Here is a 17,441-nt window from a genome sequence, read left to right on the forward strand (position 1 = left end):
AATTATGATTATTTTAATTTGATGTTATCAATCAATCTAATTTCGCCTGCAAATACTGCAATAAAAGCACGATATTTTTTGTTAGATTCATTGTGATTTATTGTTTTTAATGATTTTTCATTAGCAATATTAAAATATTCTAATTTTAATAAAGGGTGTTTTTTAAACTCATTTTCTACCCAAGCAATTATATCTTCAGAATTTTCTCCATTAAAATTTTTACGAACTTTCTGTAATGTTTTATAGATAAAAGGAGCTGCATTTCTATGATCTTTAGAGAGTCTTGTATTTCTCGAACTCATGGCTAAACCATCTTTTTCTCTGAAAATGGGACAGCCTTTTACTTTTACATTCATAGCATGTTTTTTAACCATTTTTTTGATGATTTGTAATTGCTGAAAATCTTTCTGACCAAAATAAGCTTTGTCTGGCTCAACAATTTCGAAAAGTGTTTTTACAATAGTACCCACTCCGTTAAAATGACCATCTCTAAACTTTCCTTCCATTTGATTTTCTAGACCATCAAAATCAAATTTTTCTGACACAATTTTTTCAGCATAAATTTCATTTACAGATGGATAAAAAAGCACATCACAAGAAACAGTATTTAATAGTTTTGTATCGTTTTCAATCGTTTTTGGGTATTTTAATAAATCTTCTTTATTATCAAACTGCGTTGGATTTACGAAAATACTAACAACAACAACATCATTTTTTTTCTGTGCTTTTTTAATTAAAGACAAATGCCCTTGATGCAAAGCACCCATTGTAGGTACAAACCCAACTGTGTAATTTTGAGCTTTTAATTTAGATATGTAAACTTTTAAGGGTTTTTTTTCTTTGAAAACTTTCATCTTAATTGATGTTTTAAAGTGTGCAAACTTACCATTTTAACACGATATTAGCATAATAATTTGTATTTTTGCGAATCTTATAAAAGAGATTGATTTAATGAAGGACAAGAGAATTTTATTTGTATCGTCTGAAGTAGTTCCGTATTTACCCGAAACAGAACTTTCTTCTACGGCTTTTTTAGCAGCAAAAAATGCACATTCAAAGGGTGTTCAAACCCGAATTTTTATGCCCAGATATGGGGTAATTAACGAAAGAAGACACCAATTACATGAAGTAATTCGTTTATCTGGAATGAACCTTGTTGTGAACGATATAGATATGCCATTAATAATTAAAGTTGCTTCTATACCAAAGGAAAGAATGCAAGTTTATTTTATAGATAATGAAGAGTATTTTAAAAGAAAGGCCGTTTTTACAGATGAAGATGATGAGCTTTTTTCAGATAATGATGAAAGGGCGATATTTTTTGCAAAAGGTGTAGTAGAAACTGTAAAAAAATTAAATTGGGCACCAGATATTATTCATGTACATGGTTGGATGGCTTCTTTGTTGCCACTTTATTTAAAAGAATTTTACAAAGAAGAACCATTGTTTACGGAAAGTAAAATTGTAACTTCTTTATATAAAAATGGATTTGAAGGCGAGCTTAATAAAGATTTATCAGAAAAAATAAAGTTCGATTTTAATGACAAGAAAAAAATTGCAACGATACAAACACCAAACTATACAAATATTTTAAAAAGTGCCATAGAAAATTCTGATGCAATTATTTATGGTAGTGAAGAAATTTCTGAGGAAATTAGTTCTTTTGTAGAAGAAAAGGAACTTCCTTGTTTAGAATATCAATTAGAAAACTTAAAAGAATCTTATTTAAATTTTTATACTGATTTACTATCAGTTAGTTAATTATTTTATAGTGAAGAAAATTATAAGAAAGAGTGTTTATATAGGTACAATACTATCTTTATTTACAGCAGTTATATCTTGCGAAGAAGACTTTAGAGATATTGGTTCCAATGTTATTAGCAATACAAAATTTGATACGAATTCAGTTTTATTAGATGTAAACGCGGAGAACAGCCCATTAGAAAGGGTACAGTCAGATAATATATCTCAAGTGTTAAGTCAGTATTTGTTGGGTGTTTATAATCCTTCAGAATACGAAAAACTAGAAGCTTCAATTGTTTCTCAAATTGAAATTACTACAGGTTTAAAAGTTATTGATAAAACTTATGGCACAGACACAACAGTGGTTTCGAAAATAGATACAGTATTTCTTAAAATACCATATCAAGCTAGTTTAGATTCAAATTCAGACGTTCAATTAGACTCTATTATAGGAGATCAAAGTAAAGCGTTTAACCTAAATATTTTTAGGTCTAATACTTTTATTAATACTTATAATCCTACAGATCCTACTAAAATAAATAAGTTTTATTCTAACGATGTTTTCGAAAAAACAGGAAGTGAATTAAATACACAGGTTAATTATCCTTTTATTCCAAATAAAAATGACACCATGTTAGTGGTAAAAAGGAGATTATTTGATGACACAGTAGCAACAACAGACACATTAAAATTATCTAATTCAGCAACAAGTACAGTTGCAATTCCTTTTGCTAGAATTCCTCTAAACAAAACTGTTATTAAAGAACTATTTTTAGATAAATTTGAATCTTCAGAATTTGCATCACAAACAGCGTTTAATAATTATTTTAGAGGTGTAATTTTAGAAGCTTCTGGTAATGAAGGCTCTTTGGTCTCCTTTAATTTTAATAGTACTGTTGCAGACTTGGTGCCTTCAATAGAGGTTTATTACACAAATACTGTTCTAAAGTCTGGGACAACTATAATTGATACAATTTCTAAGAAGAATAGTTTTCCTTTAAAAGGATTTAGAGTAAATACTTATAAAACGGAGAATAAAGTTTATCCTGCTAATAATGAAATAAAAATACAAGGAACTGCAGGTAGTGAAGGAGATATTACCTTTTTTGATCAAGCCAAAATTGATGAGCTAAGATCTAAAAATTGGCTAATTAATGATGCTTCTTTAATTTTCTATATAAATCAATCTGCAGATACTACAAACGTTCCTTTTCGATTATACCTTTATAAGGTTTTTGAAAACAACTCAGTAGAATCATATAGTCAAATAAAAGATGCTGCAAGCGAAGCTGGTTTTGGAGGCGTTAATGGGTTTTTGGAAAGAGATAGTAATGGAAAAAAAGAAAAATATACATTTAGAATTACTGATTATGTATCTGATATATTAAATGGCACAACCAACTACTCAACTAAATTGAGAATAAAAGCTTTTAATACAACAGACTTACCAAATACAACAACAGCAATAAACGATACAATTTTTAGAAATTTTAGCTGGAGTCCAAAAGCAGTAACGCTTTTGAATAATTCAGCCATAAATGGAGATAAAAAAGCAGTATTAAAAATATCGTATTCAGAGAAAAAGAACTAAAAAATTAATTAAAAAGAGAAATTAAATGTGTGGAATTTCAGCTTATATTGGTTATAGAGATGCCTACCCAATAGTTATTAATGGGTTAAAAAGATTAGAATATAGAGGGTATGACAGTGCAGGAATTATGATGTATGATGGAGAAAAAATGCACCTATCTAAAACAAAAGGAAAAGTTTCTGATTTAGAAATTATTACCAATAAAGAAGAAGAAAGAAAGGCTGGAAACATAGGAATGGGTCATACACGTTGGGCAACACATGGGGTTCCAAATGATGTTAATTCTCATCCTCATTATAGTCAATCAGGCGATTTAGTAATTGTACATAATGGAATTATAGAAAATTACGATACCATAAAAAAAGAACTAATTTCTAGAGGATATTCTTTTAAAAGTGATACAGACACAGAGGTTTTAATAAACCTTATAGAAGAAGTAAAAATAGCAGAAGGTTGTAAATTAGGTAAAGCAGTGCAGTTAGCGTTAACAAATGTAGTTGGGGCATATGCAATTACTGTTTTCGACAGAAAAAAACCAAACGAAATTGTTGTGGCAAGACTTGGAAGCCCAATTGCTATTGGAGTTGGCGTGGATAATAAAGAATTTTTTGTTGCTTCTGATGCTTCACCTTTTGTAGAATATACAAAAAATGCTATTTATTTAGAAGATGAAGAAATGGCAATTATAAAGATTGGAAAACCTGTAAAAGTTTTTAAAATAAATGATGATTCTCCTGTAGATCCTACTATTCAAAAACTCCAAATGAGTTTAGAACAAATAGAAAAAGGAGGATATGATCATTTTATGATAAAAGAAATTCATGAGCAGCCTAAGGCTATTACTGATACTTTTAGAGGAAGAATGTTGGCTCAAGAAAACATTATAAAAATGTCTAGTATTGAGGACAATCTAGATAAATTTTTAAATGCGAATAGAATTGTAATCGTTGCTTGTGGTACTTCATGGCACGCAGGTTTGGTAGGCGAATATCTTTTTGAAGATATGGCTAGAATTCCTGTTGAAGTAGAATATGCATCCGAATTTAGATATAGAAATCCTATAATAACTAATAAAGACGTAGTTATTGCTATTTCTCAATCAGGAGAAACTGCAGATACACTTGCTGCAGTAAAACTAGCAAAATCAATGGGTGCATTTGTTTATGGAATTTGTAATGTAGTTGGATCTTCTATAGCTAGAGAAACTCATTCAGGAGCATACACACATGCAGGACCAGAAATAGGAGTGGCATCAACCAAAGCTTTTACAACACAAATTACGGTTTTAACATTAATAGCATTAAAATTAGGAAAAGCAAATGGTTCTCTAGCAGACCATACTTTTAAAAATTATATTCAAAAAATGCAATTAATTCCGAAACAAGTAGAGGAATTGTTGAATATAGATGAGCACGTAAAAAAAATAGCAGCTGTTTACAAAGACGCTAAAAACTGTCTGTATTTAGGCAGAGGTTTTAATTTTCCAGTAGCTTTAGAAGGTGCTTTAAAATTAAAAGAGATTTCTTATATACATGCAGAAGGATATCCTGCAGCAGAAATGAAACACGGACCTATTGCTTTGATTGATGAAAATATGCCAATTTTTGTAATTGCTACTAATAAAGGACATTATGAAAAAGTAGTAAGTAATATTCAAGAGATAAAATCTAGAGCAGGTAAAATTATTGCAATTGTTACTGAAGGAGACACACAGGTTAAAGAAATTGCAGATCATGTAATTGAAATTCCAGATACAGAAGAAGCTTTAACACCTTTGTTAACAACAATTCCTTTTCAATTATTGTCTTATCATATAGCAGTTATGTTAGGTAAAAATGTAGATCAACCAAGAAATTTGGCAAAATCTGTTACAGTAGAATAATCTTCAAAAAAATAAAAATACATTAAAAATCCAGCGAAAAGCTGGATTTTTTTTTCATTATTACTCAACTATAATAGTAATGGGTATACTGTAACTAACAGTTACTGGGATACCTCTTTGTCTTCCTGGTTTCATTTGAGGTAATGCGCTTATAATTTTCACAACCTCTTTTTGTAAAAGTGGATGAGGAGCCCTTGCATTAACATTTACTATATTTCCTTTATTATTAATTTTAAAAACTACAAAAATTTTCTTTTTTCCTTGTAATAAACCTAATTCTTGAGGTAATCCTGGGTCGAATTTTCTACCAAAAAATTCAGAAACTTTATCTGAAAAACAATTTTTTAACTCAATATTATTTCCTTTACAACCAGGAAAAACTGGCACATCTTGAATTAAAACAAAAGGAATATCTTCTACAATTTCTTCAGTTTCTGAAGCTTCTACAATTTCAATATTAGAAACAACAACTGCTGATGTTTCATCGGTTTCAGTAGATTCAATTACTGATTCTTCTATCTTTAAATCGTCTTCTACAACTTTTATTTGCTCCATTAGTACAGGTGCAGCTTTTGGTGGTGGAGGCAATTCTTGACGCATTACAATTGGAATATCTTCTTTCAATTCTTCTGTCAAGGTAACAACGCCTAAATTACCAACATTATCAGATTCAAAAGATTTATATTCAATCATAAAATAGGTAATGAATAATGCCAATACCAACCCTATTTGAAAAAAAATTTTACTATAATTGTCTAACTGTACTCTTGGATTTTTTTTAATGTCTATCATAATAATAAGTATTTAGAGTTGTAAATACTGGTAATTATTTACCACCAATGATAGTTTACAAAGACATCTTTTTTTAAAAAAACTATGTAAATTATCTAGTTTAAAATTATGATAGATTTTCGTTATAAAATATGATTTTGGTCATATTTTATCGTGAACTTGAGAATCTTTTCCTTGGTTCCAAATGGTAAGAATATCTGTTGCTACAGCTGCTCCACTGCCTGCAGCAATTGCAAATTGACTACGACAACCAGCAATAGTGCCACAACAATAAAGTCCTTTTTTAATAAGGAGTTCGCTGTTTTTTAATTGAATTCTGTCTTTTTCAGGATTAGATTTTTTATGCGTAATTATAAACTCATCCAGACCTTTTATGGTAAATGGCTTTGAATAATTTAAGGCTAACACTACAATTTTGGAAAAATAAATTGTTTTATTCGTTGTAATTTGATACCCTTTTTCATCTTGAATAACAGATAAAACCTTCTCTTTATCAATTTGAGAAATAGCTGGATATAAACTTGATAATTGTTCTTTTCCTTGCCTTAAAATATTTTTTCCTAATGTATTAGGTTCTAATCCTAATACATTATTAAATAAAGCATTTTCTAAATGCGAGGTTCTCTGATGTATAATAATGCCTACTTTTTTATTTATAGCATATTCTTTGGTTGCTGCAGAGCCCATAACTAAAGCACATTGCATCCCAGAAACACCACCACCAATAATCAAAAGATCAAATATCATTTAAATAAATAGCGCTTTTATGTTATGTGTAAAAAGTTTTACAGCAATTGCTAGGAGTACAACACCAAAAACTTTACGAATTATTTGAATTCCAGTAGCACCTATTAACCTTTCTATTTTAGATGATGTTTTTAAAACGATGTAAATTACAATCACGTTCACAAAAACTGCAACTATTATATTTTCTATAGCAAATTCTGCACGCAAGGAAAGGAGTGTAGTTAAACTCCCAGGACCAGCAATAAGTGGAAAAGCTAAAGGAAAAACAGTTGCTGTAATGGTTCCTGAATTACCATCATCTTTATATAAGGTAATTCCTAAAATCATTTCTAAAGCTATAAAAAATAAGATAAAAGAACCTGCAACAGCAAAAGAATTTACATCAATACCAATTAAATTTAGAAGACTTTTTCCTAAAAAAAGGAAGAAAATCATAATAAAACAAGATATAATTGCAGCTTTTTCTGACTGAATATGTCCAACTTTTTTGCGTAAATCTATAATGATTGGAATGTTCCCAACAATATCTATTACTGCAAACAATACCATAAATGCGGTTAGTATTTCTTTGAAATCAAAGTTCATAATAAATGAATTAAATTTTCTGCAAAATTAGTCAAGTAACTTTATCAATTTGTAAAATAACAGAAAAAAATATGCTTATTTTTGCGAAATGTTTCAATTAGGAAAAACCATAGTTTCTGAAGACATTATAGAAAAAGACTTTGTTTGCAATTTATCTGCCTGCAAAGGAGCTTGCTGTGTAGATGGCGAAGCTGGTGCACCTTTAGAGAAAGAAGAAGCTAAAATCTTAGCCGAAATTTATCCAAAGGTAAAACCCTTTTTAAGAAAAGAAGGCATAAAAGTTATAGAAGAACAAGGAACTTCTGTGGTAAGTGAATGGGGCGAATTAGAAACTCCGTTAATAAATGGCGCAGATTGTGCCTATGTAATTTTTGATAAAAAAAAGACAGCTCTTTGTGGAATTGAGGAAGCGTATAACCAAGGAGAAATTTCTTGGAAAAAGCCTGTTTCTTGTCATTTATATCCTATAAGAGTTAAAGATTATAGCGAGTTTTCTGCTGTAAATTATCATAAATGGGAAATTTGCGACGATGCTTGCTCTTTAGGAAAAGAGCTACAAGTGCCTGTTTATAAGTTTGTAAAACAAGCTTTGGTGCGTAAATTTGGGCAAAATTGGTATGATGAGTTAGAGAAGGTTGCTGAAAATTATAAATAATTTTTTTTTGCTATTTTTGACTTCATTGTGTCAACAATAAAACCTTTTGATGTTTAAAATAAGTAGATTACTAATTATTTTTTTCTTTCTTTTTCTTCAATTAACCTTTTCACAAGAAGTTAATAAAAATCTTTTAATAGAAAAAGAATCTTTTGCAGATTCCATTTATTTCAATCACTCACAATATTCTAAAAAAGAAACTTTAGAAAAAGCAATTTTTATTTATGATGATTTATTAGAAGGAGTTAAAGACTCTTTATCAGAAAAATTTAAAAAAATACTTGCTAAAAAATATGCTGTAAAAGGATTTATTAAAATAGCAGAATTACAAAAAGATTCAGCTTATCCTTATTTAAAAAAATCTATTACACTTCAAGAACAAATTACCACAAAAGATAATTTTTTAAAAGGACATGTTTATAGACAAATGTATTTGTATTGGGGTTTAACTAATAAACAAGACTCAATAATTTATTATACAGAAAAGGCAGAAGAATCTTTAAAAGATACTTTAGGTTTGTATCACAGATATATTTCTGAAGCAATGTATGAAAGAGCAAGAGCTCTAGGCAGAAAGGGAAAAAGAAGAGAAGAAATTGCTTTGAGCAGAAAAGCGATTGCTAATAATATTGCTTATCAAGGAGAAATTAACCAAGATGTTGCTATACAGGAACATATTTTAGCCAACGTTTATGATCACATTGGATATTCAAAAAAAGAGCTAGAAAGTTATAAAAAAGTAATTCAAATTTGGGAATCAATGCCCAATCATAAAGACATGAGTTACTTAAACATTGCATATACTTCTACTTGTATGTGGTATTTATTATATGGTGATATTGAAAAAGCAGAGCAATACTTGTTAAAAAGTGAAAGACTACTAAAAGATAGAAAACAAGATATTCCTGGTTGGTTTAATGAAACTTTTAAAGGTAGGGCACAGCTAGGAAGTTGGTATTACAGAGGTCAGTTAGCAGCGCACAAAAAAGACACACTTGATGCTTTAAATTATGCCAATAAAATTTTAACTTTTGTTGATAATTTTGACAAAACAAAAAAACAAAATAATCCTTTTAATCTCTCCTATTTTTACGAGTTTGTAAAGAATTTTCAAATGAAAACGCTGCGTTTTAAAGCAGATTTAATAAGATCTCAAAATCCTCATCAATCAAAATTGTTAAGTGATAAAATTTTGAAAGTAAATGATAAAATGGATTTTTTTACTTTAGTTGATCAATTACAGATTATTGATTATTATATAAAGTATGATTCTATAAACAAAGCAAATTATTTAATTAATAAAAGTATTAAAGGAGGAAAAAAGAATAAAGATGCATACAGTTTAATACATCTGTACGCCAAAAAAGGAGACTTACTTTTGCAACAAAAAAAGTACAAAGAACTAAATGAAGTGTACAAAACACTTTTTAAACAAATACAAAGAGATACTACAAAAAATATTGCAGTTAAACATTTAATTTACCAAAATGTAAAACCTTATGGAGCCCAAAGTATTTTGGATATTCTTTTAAAAATTAGTGCAAATTATACTACATTATACCAAAAAAATAATGATGCAAATGCCATAAAAAATGCATATAGTGTTATAAAATTAGCTTCAGAAATTTTTTCTAAAAACTTTAATCTTTTAAGACATAATCAACAAAAATATATAACAACAACTAAAATTAACGAACAATTATTAGCAGTAACTATTTTAGAGAATAGTATTTCTAAAAATGAAATTTTAGAAGTAATAGAAGAAAGTGGTTCTAAAACTATTTGGAATAAGTTTTTCAATAGCCAACAAAGAAAACATCTAAATATTCCTGATTCTATTTTACAAAAAGAAGAGGAACTTTTAGCAGAATTATATATTTATAAAAAGCAATTATATTTAGATAAAGAAACAGATATAAATTTAGTAAACACTTATAAAGAAAATATCTTATCTGTAACAAATCAAATAGAAGAAACAGAAGAATGGTTACAAAATAACTACCCAACATATTACAATCAAAAAGTAAAAAAATTTAAAATTGATGCACTAAAAAAACAATTAAAACCAAATCAAAAAGTAATTAAATATCTATTTACTGATAAAAATGTGTACGCGTTTATCATCACAAAAAAAGAAACAAAACTTGTTTTTATTGGTGATAAAAAAAATGTTTCAGAAAAGATTAAACCTTTGGCTAGGTTGCTTACAAAACCAAACGAAATTGGTTACAAAGAAAAAGCAAAAGAAGTTTATCAATTATTAATATCAAAACTAAATTTATCAAAAAAGAAAGAAGAAGAGTTAATTTTTATACAAGATGATGTTTTAAACTATATTCCTATGGAAGCTTTAGTTAATAGCGAAAACAAGTATTTAATTCAATTTCATAAAGTTAGTTATGCACCCTCTTTAACGCTTTTAAATGGACAAATAAATGCTAAAAAATCATCTAAAAACAAAGTAGGAATTTACGCACCAACGTATAAAAAATACAAAAAAGAATCCCCTAAAAGAGATGAGAGTTCAGCTTTATTTGGTGCTTCTGTAGAAGCTTCTAAAATCGCTAATATATTTTCAGCAACATCTTTTATTGGTGATAAAGCAAATAAAAAGCAATTTTTAAAAGATGCAGAAAATTATAATATGCTGCATTTAGCAATGCATTCCTCATTTAATAATGTAGATTCAGAATTTTCTAGTTTAAATTTTTCATCACAAAATAAAGATGATAAATTGTTTGTTTCAGAATTGTATAACATTTCTTTAAATGCAGATTTAGTAGTGTTGAGTGCTTGTAATACAGGTTCTGGAGAATTAAAAAAAGGAGAAGGTTTGGTAAACGTTTCAAGAGCATTTACCTATGCTGGTGTGCCAAGTTTGGTGGCAAGTTTGTGGGCAGTTCCAGATTTAGAAACCTCAGAAATTATGGTTGATTTTTACAAACAACTAAAACAAGGAAAATCGAAAAATGAAGCATTGCAAATTGCAAAACTTAATTATTTAAATAACGCAGAATATACTACATTAAAGCATCCCTTTTATTGGTCAGGATTTGTTGTTTCTGGTGATGTAAGTGCCATAAATTCTTCTTTTAATTATTTTTGGGTAATAGTACTTTTACCAATATTTTTATTAATTTTTTTAAGAAAAAAACTACTCAAGTTGTTTTAATAATTTATTAATTTCTTTAGATTTAAATCCTTTTTTATTGTTAGATTTTAAAGACAGCAAGTATTTTTTTGCATCGTTTTGATTTTCTGTTTTTAAGGATGCCAAAGCCAAGTACCATAAAACTTCTTCTTGCCATTTACTATTATCAGAAATTTTTAATAAACTCTTAATAGCTTCTTTGGGTTTATTTAGTTGTAAATACGCATTAGCTTTGTAAAAATGAATGGTATTTTTATCTACAGATTTATCGGTTTCTAATTGATTAAATAGGGAAATTGCTTCAGTATATTCTTTAGTTTCATATTTTGCAAAAGCGATAATTTTAGTTGTTTTTTCAAAATCATTTCTAACAATAGGAACTACAATGTTTCTATAGGGTGTAAAATTTTCTGCATACAATTCTTGATTAGAAACAGCTTGATTACCAAAAACAAAATAGCCAGAAAAACTAATAACAGCAACAATTGAAGCTGCAATAAACCAATTTATTTTTGTTGGTTTTGCTATAACTTTATTAACATTTGCTTCCACAGATTGTAAAAACACTTTTTGTTTTTTACGTTCTGCTGCAGTAATTGCTTTTTTTAGATGCTTATCAAACTCAAAATCTTCCATTGCTTAACTTTTAATCATTTCTTTTAACTGCTTTAAACATCTCGATTTTTGACTTTTCACTACATTTTTATCTTTATAATTCAACTCTTCCGTAATTTCATCAATTGTAAAACCTCTGTAATAAAAAAGAGTTAATACTTCTTTGCATTTTTTGCCAAGCTCTGCAAACCCTTTTTGTAGTAAAAGTTGAAACTCATTTGGTGTTTCTTGAATAAAAGAATCGCTCATTTCTTTGTAATTATATGCTTCATTTTCTAAAGGGAAATCAGTTACTTTTTTGTTGTTTTTTCTAGCTTTTTCAAACAACATATACTTACCAATTCCAAATAAAAACGTTTGTAAAGAACAAGTAAGATTGTCTAATTTTCCTTGGATAACTTTTTCTTGAAAAACAATAATAGCATCTTGATAAACATCCAAAATATCTTCATCAGAAACATTGAATTTTCTTGCAAAGTTTACAAACGGATTTCTGTGTTCTAAATAAATCATTTTAAGCGCATCCTTGTCAGACTTTTTTAGGAGTAATAAAAGTTGTTGTTCGCTCATTAATGATTTAAAAGATGAAAAGTTAACAAAAAATAAAAATAAATAAAAAAATGTTAACCTTCTTGATTTTGAATCATTAAAGAACAGTAAGCAAACTTTAGTGAAGTTCAACTATTACCAAAAAAAATATTATGAAATCTTTTAAAACACTCGTATTTTGTATTTGTTTATTATTTATAAACCAATCTGTAAACGCTCAATTTTGGAAAAAAATTAAGAAAAAAATTGAAAATAAAGTTGAGAATAAAATAGATAAAGAAGCAGATAAAACTATTGATGGAGTTTTAGATGGCAAAAAAAACGAAGATGAAAAAGAGGAAGATATTATTGATGAACCCTTAAATTCTTATGGTTCTGCATCTATAAATCACTCTGTAAAATATGGTACAGTACAGGTATCAGAATTAACAAAAACGAAAGTTTACAAACAAGGTTCAACTTTTAGATTTAATGGAAACTGGATAACATCCTCAATTGATGTTTTTGATGGCTATAATTTAAAGATTTTTGATATTGAAAGTATAGATGCTCTTAATGAAAAGAAAACATTTAAAATTCCAGAAGAAGCAACAATAAAACTTGGTTATGATCCAATTCAACAAACAAAAAAAGAAAGTTCTGGAGAAGGACAAACATATGATTTAGAAAGTGGTTTTGTAACAGTAGCATTTAATAAAGATGAAAATGTATCTATAAGTTTTAATGGAAGTGCAACACTTACAAAAGCAGAAAAAAAAGCAACAGGCATAGATGAGTATAATTATATAAAAACTCCAGTTACATTAACAGGAATGATAAACACTACAAATCCTGAATACATTCTTACAAAAGAGTTTAAACAGAAAGAAAAAAAGAAACAAGATACCAATTTAACTGAAAGTGATAAAAATTATTTGAAAGAAAAATTGTCGCCAACAGTAAATATACCTAGTTCTTTTTCTTTTGATAAAAGCATAGAATTAGAATTTACAGATGATAGAGGAGAAAGTTACCCAATGGAATTCTTATTAGGAAACTACCCAGACATTTGGGGAATGTCTGTAGCATCTAAAGAAATGCAAGGCCAAGGACAAGTGATTATGGTAATGACCCCAAAATCTTCAACCGCTTTTATGGATGTTGCTGGTATGAAAATGAAAAAATCTACCTCTTTAGAAGAAATGGGAGATAGTTATAAGATGACAGATAAACTTCCAGAAGATGGTGATTTCGAATACAAAAAAACAGGAAACACCAAAACTATATTAGGCTACACTTGTGAAGAATACAGAGTAGATTACAATTATACAAACGCTAAAGGAAGTGCTGTTTTTTGGGTTTCTAAAGATTTTCCAATCCAAAACAAACAACTCCCAATGTTGGGTATGAAAATGAATAACCCTTATTTCGACGGTTTTGTTTTAGAATTAAATACTACAAATCAAGGAAAAAATCATGTAATAAAAGTAACTAACGTTTCTGATAAAAATGTATCCATAAAAACATCAGAATATAAAAAAATGGGATTTTAAATTAAAAAAATATAACTATGAAAACAATTGTACAAACTTTATTTTTTTTGCTTTTTATTCAAACTTCATTTGCGCAGTTTATTACCACTTGGAAGGCACCTCAAGTTATCCACTCTATAACTATTCCAACCAACCCAGATTATACTTACGATTATAATGTAGATTGGGGAGATGGGAGTATGTCGAATAATGTATCAGGAAATGCAAGTCATACTTATGCAACATCAAATACATATACTGTTACCATAACAGGTACTTTTCCTGCTATTTATTTTAATTCAAATTCAAATAATATTAGTTTAACAACGATACAAACTATAGAACAATGGGGAAACAATCCATGGAAAAGTATGCGAAGAGCTTTCTCTGGTTGTGGTTTATTAACTATAAATGCCACAGATAATCCTAATTTAACAAATGTTACAGACATGAATGGGATGTTTTATAATGCAACTAATATTAACCCAGATACAAGTGGTTGGGATGTTGGAAATGTAACTAATATGGGAGCTCTTTTTTACGGAGCAAGGCACTTTAATAAGGATGTAAGTAATTGGAATGTAAGTAACGTTACAGATATGAGTTTTATGTTTTATGAAGCAACAGATTTTAATCAAGATATAAGCTCATGGAATGTAAGTAATGTAACAGAAATGAATTTGATGTTTATTAGAGCTAGTGCATTCAATCAAGATATTAGTGGTTGGAATGTTGGTAATGTTACCAATATGAAAGGTATGTTTACGCAGGCAATTGTATTTAATCAAGATCTTGATAACTGGAATGTAAGTAATGTTACAGATATGAGCGAGATGTTTTTGGATGCAGATGCTTTTAATAAACCTATTGGTAGTTGGGATGTAGGCAATGTAACTAATATGAGTGGAATGTTTCAAAGAGCAGATACTTTTAACCAAGGTCTTAGTAGTTGGAATGTAAGTAATGTTACAGATATGAGCGAGATGTTTTCAGATTCAGATGCTTTTAATCAAGCTATTGGTAGTTGGGATGTAGCCAATGTAACTAATATGAGTGGAATGTTTCAAGGAGCAGTTACTTTTAACCAAGATATTAATAATTGGAATGTTGGGAATGTTTTAGATATGAGCAATATGTTTTCGAGTGCAATCGCTTTTGATAAAAATATTGGGAGTTGGAATGTAAGCAATGTAACAGATATGAGTAATCTGTTTTCTGGAGCTACTACTTTTAACCAAGATATTGGCAATTGGAATGTAAGCAATGTTACAACAATAAGTGCAATGTTTCAAAACGCTTATTTTTTTAATCAAGATATTAGTAGTTGGGATGTAGCCAATGTAAACGATATGTATAAGATGTTTGAAGATGCATTTAACTTTAATCAAGATTTAGGCAATTGGGATGTTAGCAATGTTACAGACATGGGTTCAATGTTAGACAACTCTGGACTTTCGATTGCTAATTACGATTCTCTTTTGACAGGTTGGGCATCACAAACATTAAAACCAAACATTTTTTTAGGTGCAGAGGGTCTTTACTATTGTGAAGGAGAAACTGCGAGAAACACTTTAACATCGGTACCAAATAATTGGACAATTACAGATGAAGGTAAAAATTGTAATGCCATCACTTTAATTCCAGATCCAAACTTTGAACAATATTTAATTGATGCAAATATAGATTCTGATGGAACTATAAACGGAGAGGTTTTTACTACTGATATAGAAAATATAACACAAGTTAGTGCTACAGGAAAAAACATTACAGACTTAACAGGAATAAAAGATTTTACAAGCTTAGAAACTTTAAGAGTTTTTGACAATGCTCTAACAACTTTAGACGTTTCAAATAACTTAGAATTAAAAGATTTAAGATGCTTTAACAATGAAATTACAGTTTTAGATGTATCAAAAAACACAAAATTAGAAGACCTTCGTGCTTTTGATAACAATATAGAAACCCTTGATTTGTCTAATAATGCATTGTTAGAAACTGTAAAAGTTTACAATAATGCATTAACATCATTAAATGTAAAAAATGGCAACAATAGTGCTATTTCAACTTTTGAAACTACAGGAAATCTAAATTTAGATTGTATAGATGTAGACGATTTAAATTTTGCGAATGGTAATTGGACAGATATTGATTCACAAACCAGTTTCAGTTTAAATTGTTCTTCTGCAGGTGGAGCAACAGTAAGTATTCCTGATGCTTATTTTGAAGATTATATAGAAACTTTAGGAGCAGGCAATGGAGTTCCTTTTGATGGACTGGTTGATGCTAATGCTGTAGCTACTTTAACATCAGTAGATTTAAATGGTTTGGGAACTGTAGAAAGTTTATCTGGAATAGAATTTTTTACTGCATTAACAGACCTAAATGTTTCTGGAAACCTAATAGAATTAATAGATGTATCTTCAAATACAGAATTAATATATTTTGATATTTCTGATAATAATATCACATCAATTGATGTTTCTAATAATACGAAGTTACAGTCATTAATTGTATCTAATAATAACCTTACAGATTTAGATGTAACAAAATTGATAGATTTAGAAAATTTACGATGCAACTCTAATCAATTGTTAAAACTTGATGTTACTAAAAATACAGCATTGGCAGAGTTAAATTGTAGTTTAAATTCATTAATAATTTTAAATCTGCTTTCTAATATCAATTTAGAAGATTTGTATTGTGAGCAAAATAATATCGAATATTTAGATCTTTCTCAAAATACATCACTTAGAACATTTACTTGTATTCAAAACTCTTTAGTTGGTTTGAATTTAAAAAACGGGAATAACACACTTTTATCAAATGCTAGTTTTGCAGCATTCGATAATCCTAGTTTATCATGTATACAAGTAGATGATGTAAGTTATAGCAACAGTAATTGGGCTCAAATAGATATGACAGCTAGTTTTAGCGAAAATTGTACTCCAGTGAATGACGACTGCTCTTTTACTATTCCGTTAGTTTTAGGACAAGATACTCCAGGAGATACTACAAGTGCCTCAGCAGGAGTTAATAATCCTAATTGTGCACAAAATGGAATTGTTTTATTCGATGTTTGGTATGAGGTAGCAGCACCAACTTCAGGGAGCATTGTGTTAAATTTAAGTACGCAACCACTCATAGCAAAAATTGCTATTTATGAATCTTGTTCAGATGCTCAACCTTTTGCCTGTGATGAAGATACACTTTCAGTAGATAATCTTACACCAGGTCAGAATTATTATTTACAAGTTTGGTTAGAAGCAACTCCTGGAGCAAATAAATCTGTATCAGAAAATAGAACATTTACTTTAACAGCAAATGATTCGAGTGTGTTATCTGTTGATGATTTTAATGAAGAAAAAGCTTCTTTATTGCTATATCCAAACCCAACATCAACAATCTTAAATGTTAGTTTTTCAAGTAACCAAACATTAGAAACCATAGATGTTTATAATTTAATAGGTAAAAAAGTAATCAGCGAAAATGCTAATAATCAGAAAGATATAGAATTAAATGTTTCAAATTTATCAACTGGTATTTATGTTGTAAAAGTAAAATCAGGAAATAAAATAATATCTAAAAAGTTAGTAATTAATTAAAAAATTAGAAAAGGCAAC

Annotated in this window: 13 protein-coding genes; 7 read left to right on the forward strand and 6 right to left on the reverse strand. The window is 28.7% G+C overall.

Annotated features, from left to right (window positions below):
- Window positions 1–8 precede the first annotated feature (8 nt).
- Window positions 9–854: a pantoate--beta-alanine ligase gene (panC, locus tag WAO74_RS12550; protein ID WP_422162603.1), complete on the reverse strand. Its 846-nt coding sequence runs from the start codon at window positions 852–854 to the stop codon at window positions 9–11.
- Between the two features lie 97 nt (window positions 855–951).
- Between panC and WAO74_RS12555 the strand changes: the two genes are divergently transcribed.
- The 3 genes from WAO74_RS12555 to glmS are packed head-to-tail and all read left to right on the forward strand — an operon-like array spanning window position 952 to window position 5,216.
- A complete protein-coding gene (locus tag WAO74_RS12555; RefSeq protein ID WP_422162604.1) occupies window positions 952–1,761 on the forward strand; it encodes a glycogen/starch synthase in 810 nt (269 codons plus the stop codon).
- A gap of 10 nt (window positions 1,762–1,771) precedes the next feature.
- On the forward strand, window positions 1,772–3,334 hold the full coding sequence (locus WAO74_RS12560; protein ID WP_422162605.1) for a DUF4270 domain-containing protein: 1,563 nt from the start codon (window positions 1,772–1,774) through the stop codon (window positions 3,332–3,334).
- Window positions 3,335–3,359: 25 nt separating this feature from the next.
- Window positions 3,360–5,216 (forward strand): glutamine--fructose-6-phosphate transaminase (isomerizing), encoded by a 1,857-nt coding sequence (gene glmS, locus WAO74_RS12565; RefSeq protein WP_422162606.1) that lies wholly within the window; start codon window positions 3,360–3,362, stop codon window positions 5,214–5,216.
- Window positions 5,217–5,276: 60 nt separating this feature from the next.
- Here the strand turns inward: glmS and WAO74_RS12570 are convergent, their stop codons facing one another.
- The 3 genes from WAO74_RS12570 to WAO74_RS12580 all read right to left on the reverse strand — a co-directional run bounded on the left by WAO74_RS12570 (window position 5,277) and on the right by WAO74_RS12580 (window position 7,340).
- A complete protein-coding gene (locus tag WAO74_RS12570; RefSeq protein ID WP_422162607.1) occupies window positions 5,277–6,008 on the reverse strand; it encodes an energy transducer TonB in 732 nt (243 codons plus the stop codon).
- Window positions 6,009–6,149: 141 nt separating this feature from the next.
- Window positions 6,150–6,755, reverse strand: coding sequence for an FAD-dependent oxidoreductase (locus WAO74_RS12575; RefSeq protein WP_422162608.1), 606 nt, complete (start codon window positions 6,753–6,755; stop codon window positions 6,150–6,152).
- On the reverse strand, window positions 6,756–7,340 hold the full coding sequence (locus WAO74_RS12580) for a MarC family protein (RefSeq protein ID WP_422162609.1): 585 nt from the start codon (window positions 7,338–7,340) through the stop codon (window positions 6,756–6,758).
- A gap of 88 nt (window positions 7,341–7,428) precedes the next feature.
- Here WAO74_RS12580 and WAO74_RS12585 point away from each other — a divergent pair, with 88 nt between their 5' ends.
- Window positions 7,429–7,995 carry a DUF3109 family protein gene (locus tag WAO74_RS12585; RefSeq protein WP_422162610.1) on the forward strand — a complete coding sequence of 189 codons (567 nt, stop codon included), beginning with the start codon at window positions 7,429–7,431 and terminating at the stop codon, window positions 7,993–7,995.
- Between the two features lie 49 nt (window positions 7,996–8,044).
- Entirely contained in the window at window positions 8,045–11,167 is a 3,123-nt protein-coding gene (locus WAO74_RS12590; RefSeq protein ID WP_422162611.1) for a CHAT domain-containing protein, read from the forward strand.
- Here WAO74_RS12590 and WAO74_RS12595 read toward each other — a convergent pair.
- Complete coding sequence (locus WAO74_RS12595) at window positions 11,150–11,782, reverse strand: tetratricopeptide repeat protein (protein WP_422162612.1); 633 nt, start codon at window positions 11,780–11,782, stop codon at window positions 11,150–11,152. The two genes, WAO74_RS12590 and WAO74_RS12595, sit on opposite strands and share 18 nt — an antisense overlap.
- Before the next feature lie 3 nt (window positions 11,783–11,785).
- Window positions 11,786–12,331, reverse strand: a complete 546-nt coding sequence (locus WAO74_RS12600) for an RNA polymerase sigma factor (RefSeq protein ID WP_422162613.1) — start codon at window positions 12,329–12,331, stop codon at window positions 11,786–11,788.
- A gap of 131 nt (window positions 12,332–12,462) precedes the next feature.
- Here WAO74_RS12600 and WAO74_RS12605 point away from each other — a divergent pair, with 131 nt between their 5' ends.
- Complete coding sequence (locus WAO74_RS12605; RefSeq protein ID WP_422162614.1) at window positions 12,463–13,842, forward strand: hypothetical protein; 1,380 nt, start codon at window positions 12,463–12,465, stop codon at window positions 13,840–13,842.
- 17 nt (window positions 13,843–13,859) lie between these two features.
- Complete coding sequence (locus WAO74_RS12610) at window positions 13,860–17,423, forward strand: BspA family leucine-rich repeat surface protein (RefSeq protein WP_422162615.1); 3,564 nt, start codon at window positions 13,860–13,862, stop codon at window positions 17,421–17,423.
- Window positions 17,424–17,441: the final 18 nt, after the last annotated feature.

It is taken from the genome of Polaribacter sp., assembly GCF_049276715.1.
In the GTDB taxonomy this organism is placed as follows: Bacteria; Bacteroidota; Bacteroidia; order Flavobacteriales; family Flavobacteriaceae; genus Polaribacter.

Excerpts from the sequence above, each read along its gene's own strand:
- panC (WP_422162603.1), bottom strand. The coding sequence starts at position 854 with ATGAAAGTTTTCAAAGAAAAAAAACCCTTAAAAGTTTACATATCTAAA.
- WAO74_RS12555 (WP_422162604.1), top strand. The coding sequence starts at position 952 with ATGAAGGACAAGAGAATTTTATTTGTATCGTCTGAAGTAGTTCCGTAT.
- glmS (WP_422162606.1), top strand. The coding sequence starts at position 3,360 with ATGTGTGGAATTTCAGCTTATATTGGTTATAGAGATGCCTACCCAATA.
- WAO74_RS12570 (WP_422162607.1), bottom strand. The coding sequence starts at position 6,008 with ATGATAGACATTAAAAAAAATCCAAGAGTACAGTTAGACAATTATAGT.
- WAO74_RS12575 (WP_422162608.1), bottom strand. The coding sequence starts at position 6,755 with ATGATATTTGATCTTTTGATTATTGGTGGTGGTGTTTCTGGGATGCAA.
- WAO74_RS12580 (WP_422162609.1), bottom strand. The coding sequence starts at position 7,340 with ATGAACTTTGATTTCAAAGAAATACTAACCGCATTTATGGTATTGTTT.
- WAO74_RS12585 (WP_422162610.1), top strand. The coding sequence starts at position 7,429 with ATGTTTCAATTAGGAAAAACCATAGTTTCTGAAGACATTATAGAAAAA.
- WAO74_RS12590 (WP_422162611.1), top strand. The coding sequence starts at position 8,045 with ATGTTTAAAATAAGTAGATTACTAATTATTTTTTTCTTTCTTTTTCTT.
- WAO74_RS12595 (WP_422162612.1), bottom strand. The coding sequence starts at position 11,782 with ATGGAAGATTTTGAGTTTGATAAGCATCTAAAAAAAGCAATTACTGCA.
- WAO74_RS12600 (WP_422162613.1), bottom strand. The coding sequence starts at position 12,331 with ATGAGCGAACAACAACTTTTATTACTCCTAAAAAAGTCTGACAAGGAT.
- WAO74_RS12605 (WP_422162614.1), top strand. The coding sequence starts at position 12,463 with ATGAAATCTTTTAAAACACTCGTATTTTGTATTTGTTTATTATTTATA.
- WAO74_RS12610 (WP_422162615.1), top strand. The coding sequence starts at position 13,860 with ATGAAAACAATTGTACAAACTTTATTTTTTTTGCTTTTTATTCAAACT.